This is a genomic window from Acinetobacter sp. CE-15, assembly GCF_051059255.1.
Classification (GTDB): Bacteria; Pseudomonadota; Gammaproteobacteria; order Pseudomonadales; family Moraxellaceae; genus Acinetobacter; species Acinetobacter guillouiae.
In genome coordinates this window covers 2465005-2483669 of record NZ_CP192737.1, presented here as the reverse complement: position 1 = coordinate 2483669, position 18665 = coordinate 2465005, and the positions used below count along the sequence as shown (strand labels likewise).

The window sequence follows — 18665 nt, the reverse complement described above, 5'->3', positions numbered from 1 at the left end:
GATGGTTGTTGATCACCTAAAAGCCCACTCATACTAGTGGGCTTTTTCTTGAATAATAGGGACTCGGTTCCGCATAAATTTTGCAATGATTGGTGAGATAAGAAGTAAATTATGGAACTCATATTTTCAGCAGCACTTTGTAGTGTGCTGGTTTCAATGCTTTTAAAATGGACCAAACAAAAAGGTTTTGATGCATTGCAAATGATTGCTTGGAATTACGCAATCGCCAGTGTATTGAGCTATATTTGGTTTAAGCCTGATTTGGCCCATATTTCAATCTCAAATACACCATGGTGGTTGATTCTTGGTTTAGGCGTTGTATTACCCAGTATTTTTTTATGTCTAGCAAAATCATTACATAGTGCAGGAATTTTAAAAACTGAAATTGCACAGCGATTATCTGTGGTTTTATCATTATTGGCTGCATATTTTTTATTCCAAGAACAATTTAACCAATTAAAAATGCTTGGTATTGGTTTGGGTATCGTGGCAGTTTTATGTATTGTACTTTCCCAGTCGAGCCCATCAAATTCATCCCTCAATCAGAAAGGGATCCTTTATTTACTCAGTGTTTGGGTAGGTTATGCTTTGGTTGATGTTTTATTGAAATATACAACCAGCTTGGGCTTACAGTTTCCAGTTACATTAACCTTGATGTTTATCTGTTCATTCCTATTATCTGTCGGTTACTTACTGATTCGAAAAACTCAGTGGAAGCTTCAGAACTGTATTGCTGGTTTGGCCTTGGGGATCATAAATTTTGCCAATATTGCTTTATATGTCAAGGCGCATATTTTATTAAAAGATTCTCCAGCCATTGTTTTTGCAGGGATGAATATCCTTGTGGTGTTATTTGGGGTCATTGCAGGGCTGTTAATTTTTAAAGAAAAGCTTAAAGTGATTACCGCTTTAGGACTGGTTTTAGGTTTGGCTGGGGTGGTATGTTTAGCCTTGGCAATATAATGACTTAACAGTAAGAAAGCTTCGTTGTTAATACGATTGATGCTGATCACTTTACAATGACATCAAACGGTAACGTTATAGATTAACTTGGTGGATATGAAATGGATGCATTTGAACAATTATTTATTCATTTAGATTTACAACTAAATAATATTCGCTTAGTACCACTGTCTTTTGAACACGAGCAAGGACTCGCTGAAGCGTGTCGTGATGGTGAATTGTGGAAGCTACGAATTACCTCTACACCACATTACACAGAAGTTAAAAATTATATTGAAAAAGCACTAATCCAAAAAGCACAAGGCAGCCGTTATCCCTTTGTTGTCATAGAGCAAAGCTCAGGGAAAGTCTTGGGAACGACCAGTTATCACGATATTTTATTAAACGTAAAACGTTTTGAAATCGGCTATACATGGTATGCACAATCGGCACAACGGACACATGTCAATACAAGCTGTAAGCTATTGCTACTAGGGTTCGCTTTTGAACAACTTCAAGCCAATACCGTAGCATTGAGGACTGACCAATTTAATTTTAAAAGCCAAAAAGCCATTGAACGTTTAGGTGCTAAAAAAGATGGCATTATTCGGGGTGATCAAATGCGTAAAGATGGTACGATTCGAGATACGGTGTTGTACAGTATTTCGCAAGGTGAGTGGAACAATGTAAAAGCACATTTACAAGACATGTTGGCACATTATAAAAAATAACTATTTTGTTGAATTATATTCGATTCAAGGGCATGCAAATGCCTTTGAAATCATTTGAAAGATCGTCATGGTGATTTCATATTTTGATCATAAAACTTTCAAAAACATAGCGGACAATGGAGGAGCATTCTTTACATTGGTGTAATTGCTATGAATCAAGATATCTTTTCAACGCTTTATACATCATTACAAACCCATCAAGTGCAGCTTTTACCACTACAAATAGAACATGAAAATGCTTTAGTTGAGGTATGTAAAGATGGCCGCTTGTGGGAATTAGATTATACATCGGTTCCACATTATTCTCAGATCAAGGCTTATATTACCAAGGCACTTGAACAAAAATCTTTAGGAATACGCGTACCTTTTGTTGTTTTAAATCAGCGGAATGGTCGTATTGTAGGAACCACCAGTTTTCGCGATTTTATTTGGGAGGTACGCCGTGTTGAGATTGGCTATACATGGTATGCACAATCAGCACAACGCAGTCATATCAATACCAGTTGTAAGTTGTTATTACTTGAGTACGCATTTGAAAAACTACAAGCCAACTCGGTTGTATTAAGGACGGATATTCGCAATATTAAAAGTCAAAGTGCCATTGAGCGTCTTGGTGCGCATTATGATGGTGTGCTACGTCAAGATGCGCTACGAAAAGATGGAACTGTTCGCGATACTGTTATATACAGCATAATCAAAGATGAATGGCAGGGCATTAAACAGCATTTAAGCCAGTTACTTAGCCAAAGCTATAAGGTTTAACTTATAAGGTTTGATTATGTATTTAACTACAATCTATATGTAAGCGATGTTGTTGGCAATGAATGCATTGAAACAGATAGCCTGTTAAATCACCGTCGATACTGAGGTGATCTTGGATAAGCTCTACTGGATAACCATTTTCTTCGATATCGGCTTTGACCTCATCCCAAATTGGTTTAAGCATTTCACTATCCGCATAAGCGATAAACTGACATGGTTCATTGCAATGCACCAGCCAAACTTCTTGTTGCCAACTATGATAACTTGGCGTTTTTAAGCAGATTTCATCTAAAAACTCAGGGTTGATTTTTTCGGATGGAACATTTGGGTTTGAAGAAATACCTTCAATGCCACAATAGTCATTGTATTCTCCATCGTATTTTTGCGCTGCTGCACCATTGGCAATACACCACGGACAGATATAATCGGGTTCATCTATGCTATAGAAAGAACATACGTACTTTAAATCACGTTGTTGATTGCAAATTGAACAAATACCATCTTCTTTTTCAAACAGATCAAGTTTGTATGCGTTGGGATGATATTTAAACTGAGGATAATCCATATTTTTGATTCTTCTAGGCTGAGATTTTAACTATTGAATGCTAACAATAAAATTCTACACGAAAACTTTCAATCAGTTCAGGTGGAACACGTGTTGTTTGTCCATTGGTGCGCATGAACAATTCGCCTTTGTAATATAACGGACGGTCCGATTTATTACATTTAAAGACCAATATGGTTTTTCCTTGAATCTGTATTTCTTCTAGTGTGGTATAAATATTTGAAATTTTGTTACTTTCGTGTGCCAGTTTATCAATCAAACTCCGCTTCATTAAGTCGAGTGAATTATTAAAGTGTTCCGCAAGTTCATTTTCAATCCCGACAATGGTTAAATCATCAGCAACGCCTATAAAGACATAGCCATTGCGGGTATTCATAAATGCAAAGCACGCTTTGACCCATTTATCTGATTTGCGGTTAGTTAATAGGTCTGTGGTACGTTCTTTAAATTCAATCCGTTGATTTTCACCCAGTTGAATTAAATTAAAATAGTATTCTGAATAGGAATTTTGCCGATAATGATTGAGTGTGGTCTTAATTTTTTCTAATGATTTATATGCGGCGACAGTTTCTAAATTATGAATATCTTGCCATTGGTAAATTAATTTAATCTTTAACTCGTTGGCTAAGTTGGGATCAGCAAGGTATTCAAAGCTCAAATTGAGATATTGTAAAATTTCTGTGTAAATAGCATGACTGGCAATTGGAATGGAAATTTTATTAAAAGTATTTCTAATTTTTTCTAAATTTTTGTGAAATTCAAAAGCTTCTTGGTAAAAGCTTAAATATTTAAACTCATTTAAAATATGCTCATAAGGGCGATGAAATGAGTTAGGAAACAGTTGCTTGGGCGGTATATGGATATATTTTTCAATCTGTTGAAAGTAATATCTTAAGGTTGGATACTTTAAGGCCTGATCAATATTGATTTCAAATTTCTCAGAAAGTGGCTTAGTGGTATAGGCTTGAAAAAACAGCAGTGTTTGGATTTCTTTGTATTTATTGGGGTAGTCATGCCAATGCGTTTCTAGAAACTCATTAAAATTCTTAAATTTATTGGTGAGATACATGTTCAAATCCATAGCAACACCTTTGATCCTCTATTGTTTGGTGTTCGGTATTTACAACAAATATGTCATCAGACTATTTATATATAGTTATTTATAAGTTAATTAAGTCAGGAAATAAAGCGTAAAACTTTAAATCGGATCGTGAAAGTTGTTAGAAAATATAACAAATATTTCAATTTGGTGAATAGCGCATTTGACTGCTTCATTTCGTCATTCATCGATAATTTGCGGAATCGCTAAACTTGGATTTTGGATAAATGATGCTAATCGTTCTTTTAATGTGGTGGCTCGTTCTGGAACCGCTTCAATTGCAATCTCAGCGAGCCTCTTGACCAATTGTAAATCACCAGCAGCACTAGCTACATAGCATAGGGTACACATGTGTGCGGGATGTAAGGGATTTATACAGGCCTGATGCGCTTTCTTGAGAAAATCTTCAGGCCAATGTGCCAATTCATTAAAGAAATTTTGGCTTTGACGATTCCACTCAGATACTAGAAATTGCACCATTTCGTTAGCATCTTGTTCATTTGAGGTATATGACCAATCGTTGTCATGATCATTGATTAAATAAGGTAGGATCGAACTACGCCATGCACAATCGAAATCACGCATTTTTTCAATATCTAAAGCTTTACCTGTACATCGCATAACATATTCACCTAATGGGATAAGGTGAATACCGAGATTAACTTGGAAACAATGTCTTTTAATGGAGTGTTGTATATCGATGATTCGAATAACTTCTCCCTCAACCTGCCTAAATACATCGCCTTTTTTTATAAAGCCTTGTGCTTTTAAAATGGGATAAAACTGACGTTGTAATAGTTTGGAAATGACTTTTTTATCCATTAGATATATCCATGGTTGAGGCTAGCATTGCCATAGAAATTTAGCAGTTTTACCCTGAGGGCAATCGAATAGGTAGGCGGAACCTCCTCCACCAAAATTCATCTCAGTTCTATGATCAGGTCCAGTCTCTAGTTGAGCAACAAAGCGCATAGGCTTTTGGCAGCAATCACATTCTGGTGTTTCATCATTTTGCAGCCACTCAGCTTGGCCAGAAAGCTGACCTAAAATTTCTCTCTTGGGCCCTTGCCAAAGTTCACGTGATTGTGAATATTCTACTTGCGAATCTTGGAAAATCTTGGCGCCATATTCCGCTTCACGTAAGGTATTTTCAGGTTCTAACGGTTGGAATTTTTCGAGAGATTGAACATCTGTAATGACAATCACTTTATTGCCACCACCATCTGCATCCCAGTCATCACACATACCTGGATCTTGGCTACACATAAAGATCAGTTCTAAACCGAGATCAGTTTTTACTTTGCCAAGGTATTGCATTGCACCATTACAATTTGTGCAGTGAGGCCATTCAACCTGTAAGCCAATCGTTTTAACAGGAAGACCGCCAAAAGAGGTTTGATCAAGGTGTTGTGAGACTTGGTCTAAAATTAACAGTTGAGTCATGTTTATACCTTATTTTATTTCTATTTTAGCTCTGGGAGTGTTAGATCTTAACTGTGTACAACATATCCAAAGATTCCAACCAAGCTTCTATTCTGGGTTAAGCCCAATGCAAGTCGAGGTAAGACACAACCTGTAATGATTGTTCCTTTCGGGTAATCATCCGAATTGATTTGTTCTAAAAGTGCTGAGTCACCAATTCGAACAAATGCACAGTCGATAAAATCGTGTTGTGCTGCAAACCAATCCATCATCTTGTGCCAAGGCTGAAAATATTCTGCTGGAGATTCTTCACCATCTTGTTCAACTTCTTTCCACCACTGTGTATTGGTTGTAAGCGGTTCAGTCGTAATGTTTGCCAAAGGAAAAATAGTATTGGCAAAGTATTGTTGAATCAGCTGAGGCGTAATTTTTTGGCTAGCTGAGTTTTGTGAATGCATGATATAAAAATCTTGAAAATAATCACCCGAGTTTGAACCCATACCAACTTCAACATTTGTCATGATATTGGCGATTTCAGCGCTTAGTTTTTGACAAAGTTTTAATTCATCGGGATCAATTTCATGCTGCAATGGGATATTGTGCTTTGAAATAGACCCATCATTATAAACGCTGGTAAAGCGCGAAATGATATTGTTAGGCCATTCATCTGTATCAGCACCCATGTCATAATTCTGCATACATTCAGATAATATTTTTAATCTTTCTTCACTTAACGCTAGTTTTGTACTCATGGTTTTGCCAAATTTAATTATAAATCTTAATCATATAAACGGTAAATTCCAGTAAAGCGCTCACAGCCTTTTTGTGTTGTTGTCACAGACAAAATTGCTTTTTGGAAATTAAGCACATATTTACAGTCATGTTCATTGTCCAAAATTTGATTCTTTTTTTCAGGCGTGGTGTAAGCCAACAATGAGACAATTTGACTATCTTTACGGTTATTGGGATTTCGGTAGGCGATGCCTTCAACTTTAATCCGATCTTTAGTCAGTTGATGGATTTGTAAATGGGCGGGTTGCTTCGAAATTTTACCATGTTCATATTTGATGAAATGTTGGGTTAAACTTTGATTCATTGAGGTGTAAAAATTTAAGTCTTCTAGGCGAATATCGAACTGTTGTTTAAAACAATCGTTGCTTTTACATTGACTTAAACGGTTGAGCCACAAACGATGTGTATCATTGATTAAGCGTATTGGTGCATCTGTGACCAGATATGCAGTGAGATAGCTCTCATTTAATTGAGCGCGTAGTTCACTATACTGCGAACCACATAACTTTTTTAAAAGTGATGAATCTTGGTGCTTACAGTCAAGAGGCAGGGCGTAAACAGCTGATGTACTGATACAGCTCAAAATGAGACCAGACAAGAGTGTTTTAATTTGATTAAATTCTGTATTCAACAGCATGATCGCTTATACTTTCACAATGTTTGCATACGTACTATAGCGAAAGAGAAAGTACGAATACAAGATTTTTAAATTTTAAAAACTGCAAAAGGAGCTAAGAATGATCATACCGATTCGTATTGGGCAGGGAATGGATGTACATGCTTTTGAAGAAGGTGATTTTGTAACTTTGGCAGGCGTTCAAATTCCACATACCCATGGTTTAAAAGCACATTCTGATGGTGATGTCGTATTACACGCATTATGTGATGCTTTATTGGGTGCATTGGCTTTAGGGGATATTGGACAGCATTTCCCAGATACAGATGCTCAATTTAAAGGTGCGGATAGCCGTAAGCTCTTAAAACATGTTTATCAATTAATTTTAGACCGTGGTTATAAATTAAATAATGCTGATATTACTGTGGCATGTGAACGGCCAAAATTAGCCAAACACAATTTGGAAATGCGTCAAAGTATTGCAGATGTGTTAGATGTTGATGTGACTCAAATTAGTGTTAAAGCAACAACCACAGAGAAATTGGGTTTTACTGGCCGTCAGGAAGGTATTTTATCTACTGCAACAGTCTTAATTTCACATTTAGCAAAATAATTATTTTTATTGTTTAGAACTCTTACTTATCTATCTACTGAGAAATATTGATGCGGTGGTAGATAAGTTTTGATGTTTTCTGATTTTAAAGCGCTATAGTCAAATTTTAGCTACAAAAAAAGCCCTTTAAAGGGCTCTTTTCACATGCAAAAATTAGTTAGCTAACGCTTTAACTTGTGCATTCAAGCGGCTCTTGTGACGAGCAGCTTTGTTTTTATGGATGATACCTTTATCCGCCATACGGTCAATAACTGGAACTGCAGCTTTATAAGCTTCAGTTGCGGCAGCATATTCACCAGTAGCGATAGCAGCGATTGTGCGTTTGATATAAGTACGTACCATTGAACGCAAGCTTGCGTTGTGTTTACGTGCTTTAACGTTTTGACGAGCACGTTTTTTTGCTTGAGCAGAGTTTGCCACTCGTGCACTCCTTGAATTAGATGGGTCTGGGCGGGCTGAAACCACATCTGAAAACCACATCAGAGGATTATCACCAGCCCGTAAACAAGTGCCATATTGTGATTAAAGAGGCCAGTAAAGTCAAGTGTTGACATGCTTTGACAACATTTTTGTTGAAGAAAAATTTGAAATAAAACGTTAGATTAGTAATAAATCTAGGAGATTGTTTAAAAAATGACTAATTCGATAAAAAATGCGATTGTGATTGGAGCAACAGGTTTAGTGGGGCAGCGTCTCATTGAACAGCTCGATTTATTGACTGATTGTGAAAAAATTACAGTTATTGTACGACGAGAAAATCCCGACTTTTCAAAATTTAAAAAAGTTGAACAATTTGTATTGGATGATTTCCTTCTACTCAATGATCAAGATGTCAGCGGTTACACTCATGCATTCAGTTGTTTGGGAACGACCATTAAAAAGGCAGGTTCTAAAGAAGCTTTCTATAATATTGATTTTGAGATCAATGCGCATTTTGCAGATTTATTTGAAATGACTGAAACTCATTTACTTTTAGTCAGTGCGATGGGGGCAAAAGCCAGCTCGCCAATTTTTTATAATCAAGTGAAAGGTGAGCTTGAGGACTATATACAAAAGTTGAACTTATATCGTTTTTCTATTATTCGCCCATCGTTACTCCTTGGTGAACGAAATGAAAAGCGATTCTTAGAAGACGTAACGCAAAAGCTGTATGGTAAATTTTCGCATTTGGTACCCAATTCTTTTAAATATAAGCCAGTGACAGCACAACAAGTGGCTCATACTATGGTCGAGGCTGCTCAAACACAAACTCAAAAAATTGAAATTTATGATAATTTGCGTATACAAAATAGCAAATAATGGAGTGATAACGTGACTACAGTACCTTTTGTAACTTGTGATTTATTAGATGATCATCCAGACCAAGACATCCAAACCTTGATTCCATCTCTAGATGGTAAGTTTTTTAGAAGTTATGGGGCGCGTAAAACCTTTGGTGGTCAAATCGTGACAGTCAAGTGTTTTGAAGATAACTCACGAGTGAAAGAGTTACTTGCTACAGATGGAACAGGCAAGGTTTTGGTTGTCGATGGTGGAGCATCCATGCGTTGTGCCTTGATGGGTGACATGATTGCAGAGTCAGCGGTTAAGCATCACTGGAATGGTGTAGTGATTTACGGCTGTGTACGTGATGTAGATGCACTAGTTGAACTTGATCTAGGTGTCCATGCATTGGCTTCAATTCCACAAAAAAGCAATCGTAAAGGCATAGGTGAGGTCGATATTCCTGTGTATTTTGGTAGTGTCACTTTCAATTCTGGTGAATATATCTATGCAGATAACAATGGCATTGTGGTTTCAAAAGAAAAATTAGTGGATTTATAAAAAGCTTTATTTAAGCGAAAACAATCATCTAGGGGGTATAAAATGGTGCATCATCAAATTAAAGTTGTACAAGCTTTGGCTTCATCACTGACTGAGGGAGGCCGTGGTGTAACAGGAACTCCGTTTCCAAACCAGCCAGAAAAGGCTTTAAAGTTATATGAGTTTGAAGGTTCACCATTTTGCCGCCGTGTACGAGAAGTAATGACCTTGCTCAATTTGGATTATGAAGTCTATCCATGCCCTAAAGGTGGGATTAAATATCGTCAGGTTGTAAAAGAAAAAGGGGGGAAATTACGTTTTCCGTATTTCATTGATGAAAATACGGGAACAGCAATGTACGAATCGCAAAAGATTGTTGATTACTTATTTAAGCATTATGGTAAAACAGGCAAAACACCAAAGAAATATTCTCATTATCCTAAATACCCAACGGTCGCTATGGTGGGAACCATTATTAATGGTGCACGCGGGGTTTGGGTTAATAAAAGAATTGTTGATCGTGCAAGTCCAGCGCAATTATTGGAATTATGGGGGTTTGAAGCAAGTCCTTATACACGTGTTGTGCGTGCTGTGTTAACTGAATTAGAAATTCCATTTATCTTTCATAATGTGGCGAAAGAGTGTTGGCAAGATCTAGGGCCAGCAGTTTTACGTTTAAAACCCGGTAAATATATTCCTTTGGTGGGTGGCAAACGTGAAAAAATTATTCCAGTTATGGCCCGCGCAAAGCAAGACATTCAAGTGCCTTATTTAGAAGATCCAAATACAGGTGAAAAACTCTTTGAGTCAGCAGCAATCGTATCTTATTTACAGAAACAATATGGTTAACTCTATGTGTTAAAAGCACCTAACATAGGTGCTTTTAATTGAAGGATAAATGTGGGTTTACAAGAAAATTATCTTGAATATCGAAATCATATAAATACTTTAAAGGCTGACCAAGGCTATATAAAGTATATTTTGAAAATTCAGCAGGTCGCGCATCAACGGCAGTTGGTATCTTGTATGAGTGATTCAAAATGGCTCAAACTTCTGCATGCAATGACAGACTTGGATTTTCCACCTGCATTTATTGTCAAATTGGTGACTGAAAATAAAGATCTACAAGCTGAAGATCAATTTGTGAAGAAAATTCCGTGGTATTTGGGTGATTGGCATCCTTTCTATCACGATGCTATGCCTGTATTTATTGCAATTGAATATTTAATTGTAAAGCCTATGCTGAGCAAACCGAGAGGACGATTGATCAGTGATTTGATTTTAGATCAAACAGATCAATTTCGTACTTTGTTGCAGCATTTGAATATTATGTTTGATGAAAAAAACAGTTGTTTTAAAATTTATGCTTATTACTAAAAGTAATTTTAAAAAAAATCACAATAGAGGTGTCTGAACAAATAAGTCAAAACTGATTGCTTTAATCATTTTTCGCAACATTTGTATCCATATAAATATTGTGAATTAGTGGATTGTTAACGATAAAAACTTAAGCTTTAAAACAGCCTATGTTAGATTGTAACCAATAGAATATTTTGAGATAAATTATGACTTCAACTCGAATTCAACCTGTTATGAATCGTCCAGGAGAAAATGCCTTATTTATTGTTTTAGGATTAAGGCTTGGGGCTGAAGTAATAGATACAGTAATCGATTTTGCAGCAAATTTTTCAGCATTAACACGTAGTTTAACCAACCGTTATCCAGATGCACAATTTAGTGCGGTTATGGGATTTGGGGCAAATGCGTGGGAGCGTTTATTTCCTGATCAGGCTAAACCACAAGAATTAGAACAGTTTAAAGAAATTAAAGGGCCAAAATATACGGCTGTTTCAACAGAAGGCGATTTGTTTTTCCATATTCGTGCTGATCGTCAAGCGTTGTGTTTTGAAATGGCAGATATGATCAATACGCAATTAAAAGCCGTAAGTTATCCAGTGGATGAAGTGAATGGTTTTCGATATTTTGACGGTAGAGCGATTATTGGCTTTGTTGATGGGACAGAAAACCCAGAGCCTGAAATTGCAGCTGAATATGCACTGGTGGGTGATGAAGACTCAGACTTTAAAGGTGGCAGTTATGCATTTATTCAAAAATATATGCATGATATGGACAAGTGGCGTGCGCTCAGTGATGAAGAACAAGAAAAAGTCATCGGACGTAAAAAGTTTAATGATGTTGAACTGAGTGATGATGTAAAGCCTAAAACAGCACACAATGTAGTGAGTAAGGCGCATGATGCCGATGGTAATGAAATTAAAATCATGCGTGCAAATATGCCGTTCTCAAATCCATCTAAAAATGAATATGGCACCTTCTTTATTGGTTATGCACGCAAATTTAGTGTGACTCGACAAATGTTAGAGCATATGTTTCAAGGTGATGAAGAGGGTAATTTAGATCGTTTATTAGATTTTAGTACAGCAGTGACTGGAACCTTATTCTTTGTGCCTACTGTCGACTTCTTAGATGATTTGGGTGACGAATAACGCTGATGGTTTATGTTCTTCAGGTAAATGGTCGTTTTAAAACGGCCTTTTACTGCGAACTTTTGTCATCTTTGTTATGATGAGTCTCTGATTTGATTGAGTTTTAATGATGTTTGATAAAATTGCAGCATTATTTAAGGGTAATAAAAACGGTCCTGAACAAGTTTTTCTACAAGAAAATAATATTCAAATTGATGCTGAGCATGGTTTTATTGTAGATGGTATTGTTTTAAATCGTGAGTTATCTGAACGGCTGGAATACTTTTCTAACCGAAAACTCAATAATTTTGATGATTTAAAGGCTTTGTTCTATAAAACAATTTTGATCAATGAAAAGATTGATTTAGAAATCGCGACAAACAACTATGTGCAACGACTTGGCAATACAGAAGAAAATTTAAAACAATTTAAAGAAATTATTCGAAAACTCAATGATTATTATAAAGCGTTTAAACGAGAAAAATAAATCAACTTAAGGCATGGATAACATTTAGTGGAATCAGAATATTTCACTAAAGAATAATGTGTGATGTTGCTTAGATTTTTCTCTGTTATACAAATGACTATTCTCAATTCATTTGCAAGAGCTTCCACAGGTCTATGATCCTGTGAGATTGTCTTGAGGTTGATGTGAATTCTATCCTGATGAAGAAAATGCTGCTGTTGAGTCACTGCACAGATAAATAGAATAAACAAAATCACTCAACTGAATAAAGTCATCATGTTAAACTATTGCTCATGTCTTTTAGACCCTATGCGATTATGTTTAAACAAGAAATCTCTGACCTCAATTTAAAACAACTGAAAGCAGGCGAAAAACGTTGGATTGGCACAATGCTCGGTTCATCTGCAGCCTTATTGTTTAAGGAGATCGCAGAGAAATCGGATCAGCTCTTTGTATTGGTTGCAAAAAATAATCAGCACTTGGGACAGTTGGAAAGTGAATTAGAATTTTATGGGGTAAAACCAACAATATTTCCAGACTGGGAGATATTGCCATATGATCGTTTATCTCCGCACCAAGATATTGTCTCTGAAAGACTGTCGATACTTTCCAATATGCCACAAAAAGGTATTTTATTGGTCTCTGCAACCACCTTGGCACAACGTGTTGCCCCTACATCATGGGTGTTGGGTGAGCATTTTGATATCCGCGTTGGTCAGAAATTTGCATTAGAACAACAAAAATTAAAACTGGTTCAGGCGGGTTATCATCTGGTTGATACCGTTTATGACCATGGTGAGTTTGCGGTACGTGGTAGCATCATGGACATTTATGCTTCTGGGCAAAATGCACCTATTCGTATTGATTTATTTGATGATGAAATAGACAGTTTAAAATTCTTTGACCCTGAAACCCAAAGAACAACAACAAAGTTAGAGCGTTTTACTGTACTTCCTGCAAAAGAATTTCCGTTAAAAGAAGCGCGTTCAACATTTCGTGATCGTTATGCAGAAAGTTTTCCAACTGCAAATCCCAAGAAAAACCCAATTTATCAAGATGTGTTAGAAGGCATTGCTTCTCCAGGATTAGATTTCTACTTCCCGTTATTCTTTTCACAGCAAGCCATGCAAACACAAAGTTGTTTGGTATCGTACTTACCAAGCAATGCGATTGTCATTACAGATAAGCACATTGACGAAGGATTGTTGAGTTTTTGGACAGATGTGATGCGTCGTTACGAAGACCGACGCCATAATGCTGATCAACCGCTATTACCACCTGAAGAAATTTTTATACAACCGAATCAACTGTTTGAGTATTTAAATCAATTTTCAAGAATTATTGCCTCAACAGAAGCCATTGAATTAAAAGCAGGCTGTATCAATTTGTCGGTTGAATTACCACCAAGATTGCCTGTAGACCCTAAACAAGACCAACCATTTAAAGCAGTGAAGCAGTATGTGGATGAGGCCAATCATCCTGTATTACTGGTGGCTGAAAGTGCTGGACGCCGTGAAACTTTAAAAGATGCTTTACGTGCAAGTTTAGGTGAAATTCCAGTTGTTGAAAATTTTGCTGTATTTCAACAATCTAATTTCTCTGTGGCGATTACCAATGCGCCTTTGGATCGCGGATTGGTCATTAGCAATGATCTATCAGTTATTTCTGAAAACCAACTGTATGAACATAGAGTGGTACAGCGCCGTAGAAAACGTCAACAAGAGGTTTCAGAAGAGTTTCTGATCCGAAGTCTAACGGAACTCAATATTGGTGCGCCAGTGGTGCATATTGATCATGGTGTTGGGCGTTATGCAGGTTTAGTTACCTTAAATATTGATGAACAAGACTATGAGTTTCTGCAATTAAACTATGCAGATGATGCAAAAGTGTATGTTCCTGTGACCAATTTACACCTGATTAGCCGTTTTAGTGGTGGTGATCCTGATTTAGCGCCATTACATAAATTGGGTACAGATGCATGGAATAAAGCAAAACGTAAAGCACTTGAACAGATTCATGATGTGGCAGCTGAATTATTACATATTCAAGCACGCCGTCAGTCTAAACCTGGGATTAGCTTTGAGCTGGATCAAAGTGCATATATGCAATTTTCCAGTGGTTTTGCTTATGAGGAAACACTGGATCAGGCCAATGCCATCGAAGCGACCTTATATGATATGCAACAAGCCAAACCAATGGATCGATTGGTTTGTGGTGATGTTGGCTTTGGTAAAACGGAAGTGGCGATGCGCGCGGCATTTGTTGCTGTTCAAAATAATAGGCAAGTGGCTGTTTTAGTCCCTACCACCTTATTGGCGCAACAACATTTTGAATCATTTAAAGATCGCTTTGCCGATTGGCCAATCCGAATAGAGGTACTTTCGCGTTTTGGAACCAATAAAAGTCATACCAAAACCATTGATGATTTAATCGATGGTAAAGTTGATATTGTCATCGGCACACATAAAATTCTTCAGGAAAATGTGCAGTTTAAAAACTTAGGTTTAATGATTGTTGATGAAGAACATCGTTTTGGGGTACGTGATAAAGAGCGTATCAAAGCCATGCGTGCAGATGTTGATATGTTAACCTTAACTGCAACACCAATTCCTCGTACATTGAATATGGCTTTTGGTGGAATGCGTGATCTTTCAATTATTGCTACACCGCCTGCACGTCGTTTAGCTGTCAAAACTTTTGTCAATGAACAAACCAATGAAACCATGAAAGAGGCAATTCTGCGAGAATTGTTACGTGGTGGTCAGGTTTATATCTTGCACAATGAAGTAGATACCATAGAACGCGCTGCGGAAAATATTCGTCAACTTGTACCTGAAGCGCGTGTCGCGGTTGCGCATGGTCAAATGCGTGAACGTGAACTTGAGCAAATCATGCAACAGTTCTATCACAAAGAATTTAACGTGCTGGTCTGTTCAACAATTATTGAAACGGGGATTGATGTTCCTAATGCCAATACGATTATTATTGAACGTGCAGACAAACTCGGCCTAGCACAATTACATCAATTACGTGGTCGTGTTGGACGTTCCCATCATCAAGCCTATGCATATTTGATGGTGCCATCGATTAAAGGCCTTAAAGGTGATGCCGAAAAACGTTTAGATGCCATTCAAAGAGCTTCAAATCTTGGCGCTGGTTTTATGCTGGCTACGGAAGACTTAGAGATCCGTGGGGCTGGTGAATTACTGGGTGAACAACAAAGCGGTTCAATGAATGCAATTGGTTATAGCCTATATATGGAAATGTTAGCCAAAGCGACCAAAGCAATTCAACAGGGCAAGACGCCTAATTTTGATACACCACTTTCACTTACTTCTGAAATTACCCTGCATATGCCTGCTTTGATCCCAGATGAATATTTGGGTGATGTACATCAGCGTCTTATGTTCTATAAACGTATTAGTAATACCGATACTCAGGATAAACTTGACAATATCCGTATGGAGCTGATTGATCGCTTTGGTGTGCCGCCATTACCAGTAAAACAACTGTTTAGTGTTCATCAAATTCGGGTTAAGGCCGAAGCCTTAGAAATTACCAAAATTGATATTGGGGCTAATGGTGGGGTGATCGAATTTTCACCTGATACACCTGTGCAAGCGATCAGTATTATTCAACTCATGCAGAAGCATCCAACTTGGTTCCGTATGGAAGGTGGACAACGTTTAAAAGTGATGGTGATGCTTGAAGAAAATGACAAGCGAATTCAGTTTATTCAGGATTTGTTAAACAATTTACTGACAGAATTAAAGCGTTAATTTATCAGGATTTTGAGCTTAAAAAATGCTCAATCTGAGATTAAAAGTGCTTATGAATTTTTTCAGGTAAATCACTTGAAAAAATTCTGTGATTCTTTAAAGTGTAATTGTGATCAGGTTCAAAACAAACTGTGTTTATTTGTACCAAAACACAAGATAACCAATATTCACACGAAAACCGATGTGTTAGTATTAGCCATCCTTTTAATTTTGCGTCATTTATAAAGATATGTTTAGTTTGCATCCACAACTTGCTCAAGATACTTTTTTTGTAGGCGATTTTCCGCTTTCAACATGTCGTTTAATGAATGATATGCAATTCCCGTGGCTGATTCTTATTCCACGTGTTCCTGGTATCACTGAGTTATATGAACTAAGTCAAGCTGACCAAGAGCAGTTTTTACGTGAATCAAGCTGGTTGTCTAGTCAGCTTTCTCGTGTTTTTCGTGCAGATAAAATGAATGTTGCTGCACTTGGAAATATGGTTCCGCAATTACATTTTCATCATGTAGTTCGTTATCAGAATGATGTAGCTTGGCCTAAACCTGTATTTGGCCTGCAAGCAGTTCCTTATAGCAATGAAGTATTAGCACATATGCGTCAAACACTGATGTTGGCGTTACGTGGTCAAGGTGAGATGCCATTCGATTGGCGTATGGATTAAGTGTAAACAGCACAAGGGAAGTGTTTAATAAAATGACATTCGAGGTAAAATATTTTGCCATTTGAACGTATGTTAGATAAAGAGCCAAAGCAATTTGAGATATTCCAGCGATTTATGGGGTATTTGATTATTGCTTTGGTGGTCATGGTTTATTATTTCACCTCCCCAATTGCAAATTATCAATTTTATGTTCCTTTTTTTATAGGCTTTATTTTTATTGTTAGCCCTAAGCTATCGCGCTGGCTAGAATATTCATATGGCTCTAAAATTCGGAAAAACATCTATTTCTTAATTGATGTCATCGTAGTTTCTACCGCATTGGCTGCTGTACATTTAAGCCTCGTGGTAACTTTTGTATTGTTATTTGCACTGATCTATACAGCGATTAACAACAAAATTTCATTTATGATGGGCTCTCTGGCAATTTTAGTTGCCTTTGTTGTGTTTTATACCAATATTATTTTTATCTTTGGTTTTTATGATTATTTTCAGCAAACCAGCCCAGAGCTATCAGTCCTGTCTTTTATTAGCATCATTTTGTTTGTAAACATCGGAAATTATTATCAAAATCGCCGTATCAAAAGTGTAGAAACCAAGAAAAACACCTATTTCAATGAAATGAATCGCTATATTGAGTTGTCAAATCAACTCAGTCGTTATGCGCCATTACAGCTTTGGCAAGCGATCATGCGTGGTGATACAGAAGCCAAGATTGAATATAAACGTAAAAAAATGACGGTTTTCTTTTCTGATATTCAAGGATTTACAGAATTATCAGAAACTTTGATTCCAGATGATTTGGCCTTTGTATTAAATGACTATTTAAGTCATATGACTGAAATTGCCAAACAATATGGTGCAACCATTGATAAGTTTATGGGTGATGCAATCCTGATTTTCTTTGGTGATCCTGACTCACAAGGTGTGGAGCAGGATGCGAAAAACTGTATTGATATGTCCATTGCAATGCGCCAGCAGATGAAATTTCTCCGTGAACGTTGGGTGAAAATGGGCTATGCACCTTTACATATTCGTATGGGGGTCAGTACAGGTTATTGCCACGTTGGGAACTATGGTGCTGTGCATCGTATGGCATATACCATTGTGGGGCGTGATGCCAATTTAGCAGCACGTTTGCAATATGCTGCGGATATTGATGAAATTTTGGTTTCAGATGAAACCTATAAGCTGATTAAAAACGATTATCTCTGTGCACCAAAAACTCCGATTGAGCTGAAAGGGATTCAAGGTAAGGTACGCACTTGGCAAGTGATGGAAAAATATTCAGCGACCAAGAATGAAAATCAACAATGGTTTGATTATGAGTATAAAGGCTTCCATTTGGTGCTGAATTTAGAAGAAGTGCAAAACTTTGAATATCCAGAGCTGGTTGAAGTATTGGAAAAAATGGTAGAACGGATTAAGGTTCAGCAAAAACTTATCAACTCTCAAGGCGTTGCAAAGCTTAATATTGAAGATGAAGTCAACTCAAATTATTTGTAAAGTCGTTAAATTAAATGCCTAAGCCATTAAAAAACCACTCATAAAGAGTGGTTTTTTGCCTATATGAAAAGCAACTTAGTGGTTTTCAGAAGCATGGTTAATCGTATACTTTGGAATTTCAACTTCCATATCTTCGTCTGTGATTTTAACTTGGCAAGATAGACGCGAATCGGGTTCTAAGCCCCAAGCACGATCAAGTAAGTCTGCTTCAACATCATCCATCTCTTCGAGCTCATCAAAGCCTTTGCGTACAATCACATGGCAAGTGGTACATGCTTTAGACATGTCACAGGCATGTTCGATTTTAATACCATTATCGAGCAAGCTTTGGCACAGATTGGCGTTTGGTTCAACTTCAAACTCAGCACCATTTGGACAAATTGTTGCATGAGGTAGTACTTTAATACGTGGCATAGTCGTTA

At 37.0% G+C, this 18665-nt stretch carries 21 protein-coding genes; 13 read left to right on the top strand and 8 right to left on the bottom strand.

The features are described 5' to 3' along the window. Positions 1-111: 111 nt before the first annotated feature. The 3 genes from ACQ7EO_RS11530 (at position 112) to ACQ7EO_RS11520 (ending at position 2435) form a co-directional block, all read left to right on the top strand. Entirely contained in the window at positions 112-963 is an 852-nt protein-coding gene (locus ACQ7EO_RS11530; RefSeq protein ID WP_004821356.1) for a DMT family transporter, read from the top strand. 101 nt (positions 964-1064) lie between these two features. Beyond that, positions 1065-1673 carry a GNAT family N-acetyltransferase gene (locus ACQ7EO_RS11525; protein WP_434277351.1) on the top strand — a complete coding sequence of 203 codons (609 nt, stop codon included), beginning with the start codon at positions 1065-1067 and terminating at the stop codon, positions 1671-1673. Positions 1674-1823: 150 nt separating this feature from the next. Next, positions 1824-2435 (top strand): GNAT family N-acetyltransferase, encoded by a 612-nt coding sequence (locus ACQ7EO_RS11520; RefSeq protein ID WP_434277350.1) that lies wholly within the window; start codon positions 1824-1826, stop codon positions 2433-2435. Positions 2436-2457: 22 nt separating this feature from the next. Here the strand turns inward: ACQ7EO_RS11520 and ACQ7EO_RS11515 are convergent, their stop codons facing one another. The 6 genes from ACQ7EO_RS11515 to ACQ7EO_RS11490 form a co-directional block, all read right to left on the bottom strand. Continuing rightward, a complete protein-coding gene (locus ACQ7EO_RS11515) occupies positions 2458-3000 on the bottom strand; it encodes a CbrC family protein (RefSeq protein WP_056510985.1) in 543 nt (180 codons plus the stop codon). Positions 3001-3040: 40 nt separating this feature from the next. Continuing rightward, positions 3041-4081 (bottom strand): AlbA family DNA-binding domain-containing protein, encoded by a 1041-nt coding sequence (locus tag ACQ7EO_RS11510; RefSeq protein WP_056510988.1) that lies wholly within the window; start codon positions 4079-4081, stop codon positions 3041-3043. A 198-nt stretch (positions 4082-4279) separates the two neighbouring features. Then, positions 4280-4921, bottom strand: coding sequence for a DUF4304 domain-containing protein (locus ACQ7EO_RS11505; protein ID WP_434277349.1), 642 nt, complete (start codon positions 4919-4921; stop codon positions 4280-4282). Between the two features lie 21 nt (positions 4922-4942). Next, the gene (locus ACQ7EO_RS11500) at positions 4943-5542 is read right to left on the bottom strand and encodes a hypothetical protein (protein ID WP_434277347.1); all 600 of its coding nucleotides are present in this window, start codon (positions 5540-5542) and stop codon (positions 4943-4945) included. A 47-nt stretch (positions 5543-5589) separates the two neighbouring features. Then, entirely contained in the window at positions 5590-6273 is a 684-nt protein-coding gene (locus ACQ7EO_RS11495) for a hypothetical protein (RefSeq protein ID WP_434277345.1), read from the bottom strand. A 26-nt stretch (positions 6274-6299) separates the two neighbouring features. After that, on the bottom strand, positions 6300-6950 hold the full coding sequence (locus ACQ7EO_RS11490; protein WP_004720662.1) for an A1S_1983 family putative colistin resistance protein: 651 nt from the start codon (positions 6948-6950) through the stop codon (positions 6300-6302). Positions 6951-7050: 100 nt separating this feature from the next. On the opposite strand from ACQ7EO_RS11490, the gene ispF reads away from it, so the two are divergent. Continuing rightward, a complete protein-coding gene (ispF, locus tag ACQ7EO_RS11485; RefSeq protein ID WP_434277343.1) occupies positions 7051-7542 on the top strand; it encodes a 2-C-methyl-D-erythritol 2,4-cyclodiphosphate synthase in 492 nt (163 codons plus the stop codon). A gap of 153 nt (positions 7543-7695) precedes the next feature. Here the strand turns inward: ispF and rpsT are convergent, their stop codons facing one another. After that, positions 7696-7962, bottom strand: coding sequence for a 30S ribosomal protein S20 (gene rpsT, locus ACQ7EO_RS11480; protein WP_004720657.1), 267 nt, complete (start codon positions 7960-7962; stop codon positions 7696-7698). 213 nt (positions 7963-8175) lie between these two features. Between rpsT and ACQ7EO_RS11475 the strand changes: the two genes are divergently transcribed. The 9 genes from ACQ7EO_RS11475 to ACQ7EO_RS11435 all read left to right on the top strand — a co-directional run bounded on the left by ACQ7EO_RS11475 (position 8176) and on the right by ACQ7EO_RS11435 (position 18243). Further along, positions 8176-8841, top strand: coding sequence for a nucleoside-diphosphate sugar epimerase (locus tag ACQ7EO_RS11475; protein WP_434277341.1), 666 nt, complete (start codon positions 8176-8178; stop codon positions 8839-8841). 12 nt (positions 8842-8853) lie between these two features. Continuing rightward, complete coding sequence (gene rraA, locus ACQ7EO_RS11470) at positions 8854-9366, top strand: ribonuclease E activity regulator RraA (RefSeq protein WP_004720654.1); 513 nt, start codon at positions 8854-8856, stop codon at positions 9364-9366. 42 nt (positions 9367-9408) lie between these two features. Further along, entirely contained in the window at positions 9409-10194 is a 786-nt protein-coding gene (locus ACQ7EO_RS11465; protein ID WP_434277339.1) for a glutathione S-transferase N-terminal domain-containing protein, read from the top strand. A 51-nt stretch (positions 10195-10245) separates the two neighbouring features. Further along, positions 10246-10722, top strand: coding sequence for a DUF6678 family protein (locus ACQ7EO_RS11460; RefSeq protein ID WP_434277337.1), 477 nt, complete (start codon positions 10246-10248; stop codon positions 10720-10722). A 188-nt stretch (positions 10723-10910) separates the two neighbouring features. Beyond that, positions 10911-11852 (top strand): Dyp-type peroxidase, encoded by a 942-nt coding sequence (locus tag ACQ7EO_RS11455; protein WP_434277335.1) that lies wholly within the window; start codon positions 10911-10913, stop codon positions 11850-11852. Between the two features lie 109 nt (positions 11853-11961). After that, complete coding sequence (locus ACQ7EO_RS11450) at positions 11962-12318, top strand: hypothetical protein (RefSeq protein WP_035370969.1); 357 nt, start codon at positions 11962-11964, stop codon at positions 12316-12318. A gap of 296 nt (positions 12319-12614) precedes the next feature. Next, positions 12615-16076: a transcription-repair coupling factor gene (mfd, locus tag ACQ7EO_RS11445; RefSeq protein ID WP_434279614.1), complete on the top strand. Its 3462-nt coding sequence runs from the start codon at positions 12615-12617 to the stop codon at positions 16074-16076. A gap of 229 nt (positions 16077-16305) precedes the next feature. Then, the gene (locus tag ACQ7EO_RS11440; RefSeq protein WP_004720642.1) at positions 16306-16740 is read left to right on the top strand and encodes an HIT domain-containing protein; all 435 of its coding nucleotides are present in this window, start codon (positions 16306-16308) and stop codon (positions 16738-16740) included. Between the two features lie 54 nt (positions 16741-16794). Next, positions 16795-18243, top strand: a complete 1449-nt coding sequence (locus tag ACQ7EO_RS11435) for an adenylate/guanylate cyclase domain-containing protein (RefSeq protein ID WP_434277334.1) — start codon at positions 16795-16797, stop codon at positions 18241-18243. 75 nt (positions 18244-18318) lie between these two features. Here ACQ7EO_RS11435 and fdx read toward each other — a convergent pair whose 3' ends face one another. After that, positions 18319-18657: an ISC system 2Fe-2S type ferredoxin gene (gene fdx, locus ACQ7EO_RS11430; RefSeq protein WP_004821379.1), complete on the bottom strand. Its 339-nt coding sequence runs from the start codon at positions 18655-18657 to the stop codon at positions 18319-18321. Between the last annotated feature and the right edge of the window lie 8 nt (positions 18658-18665).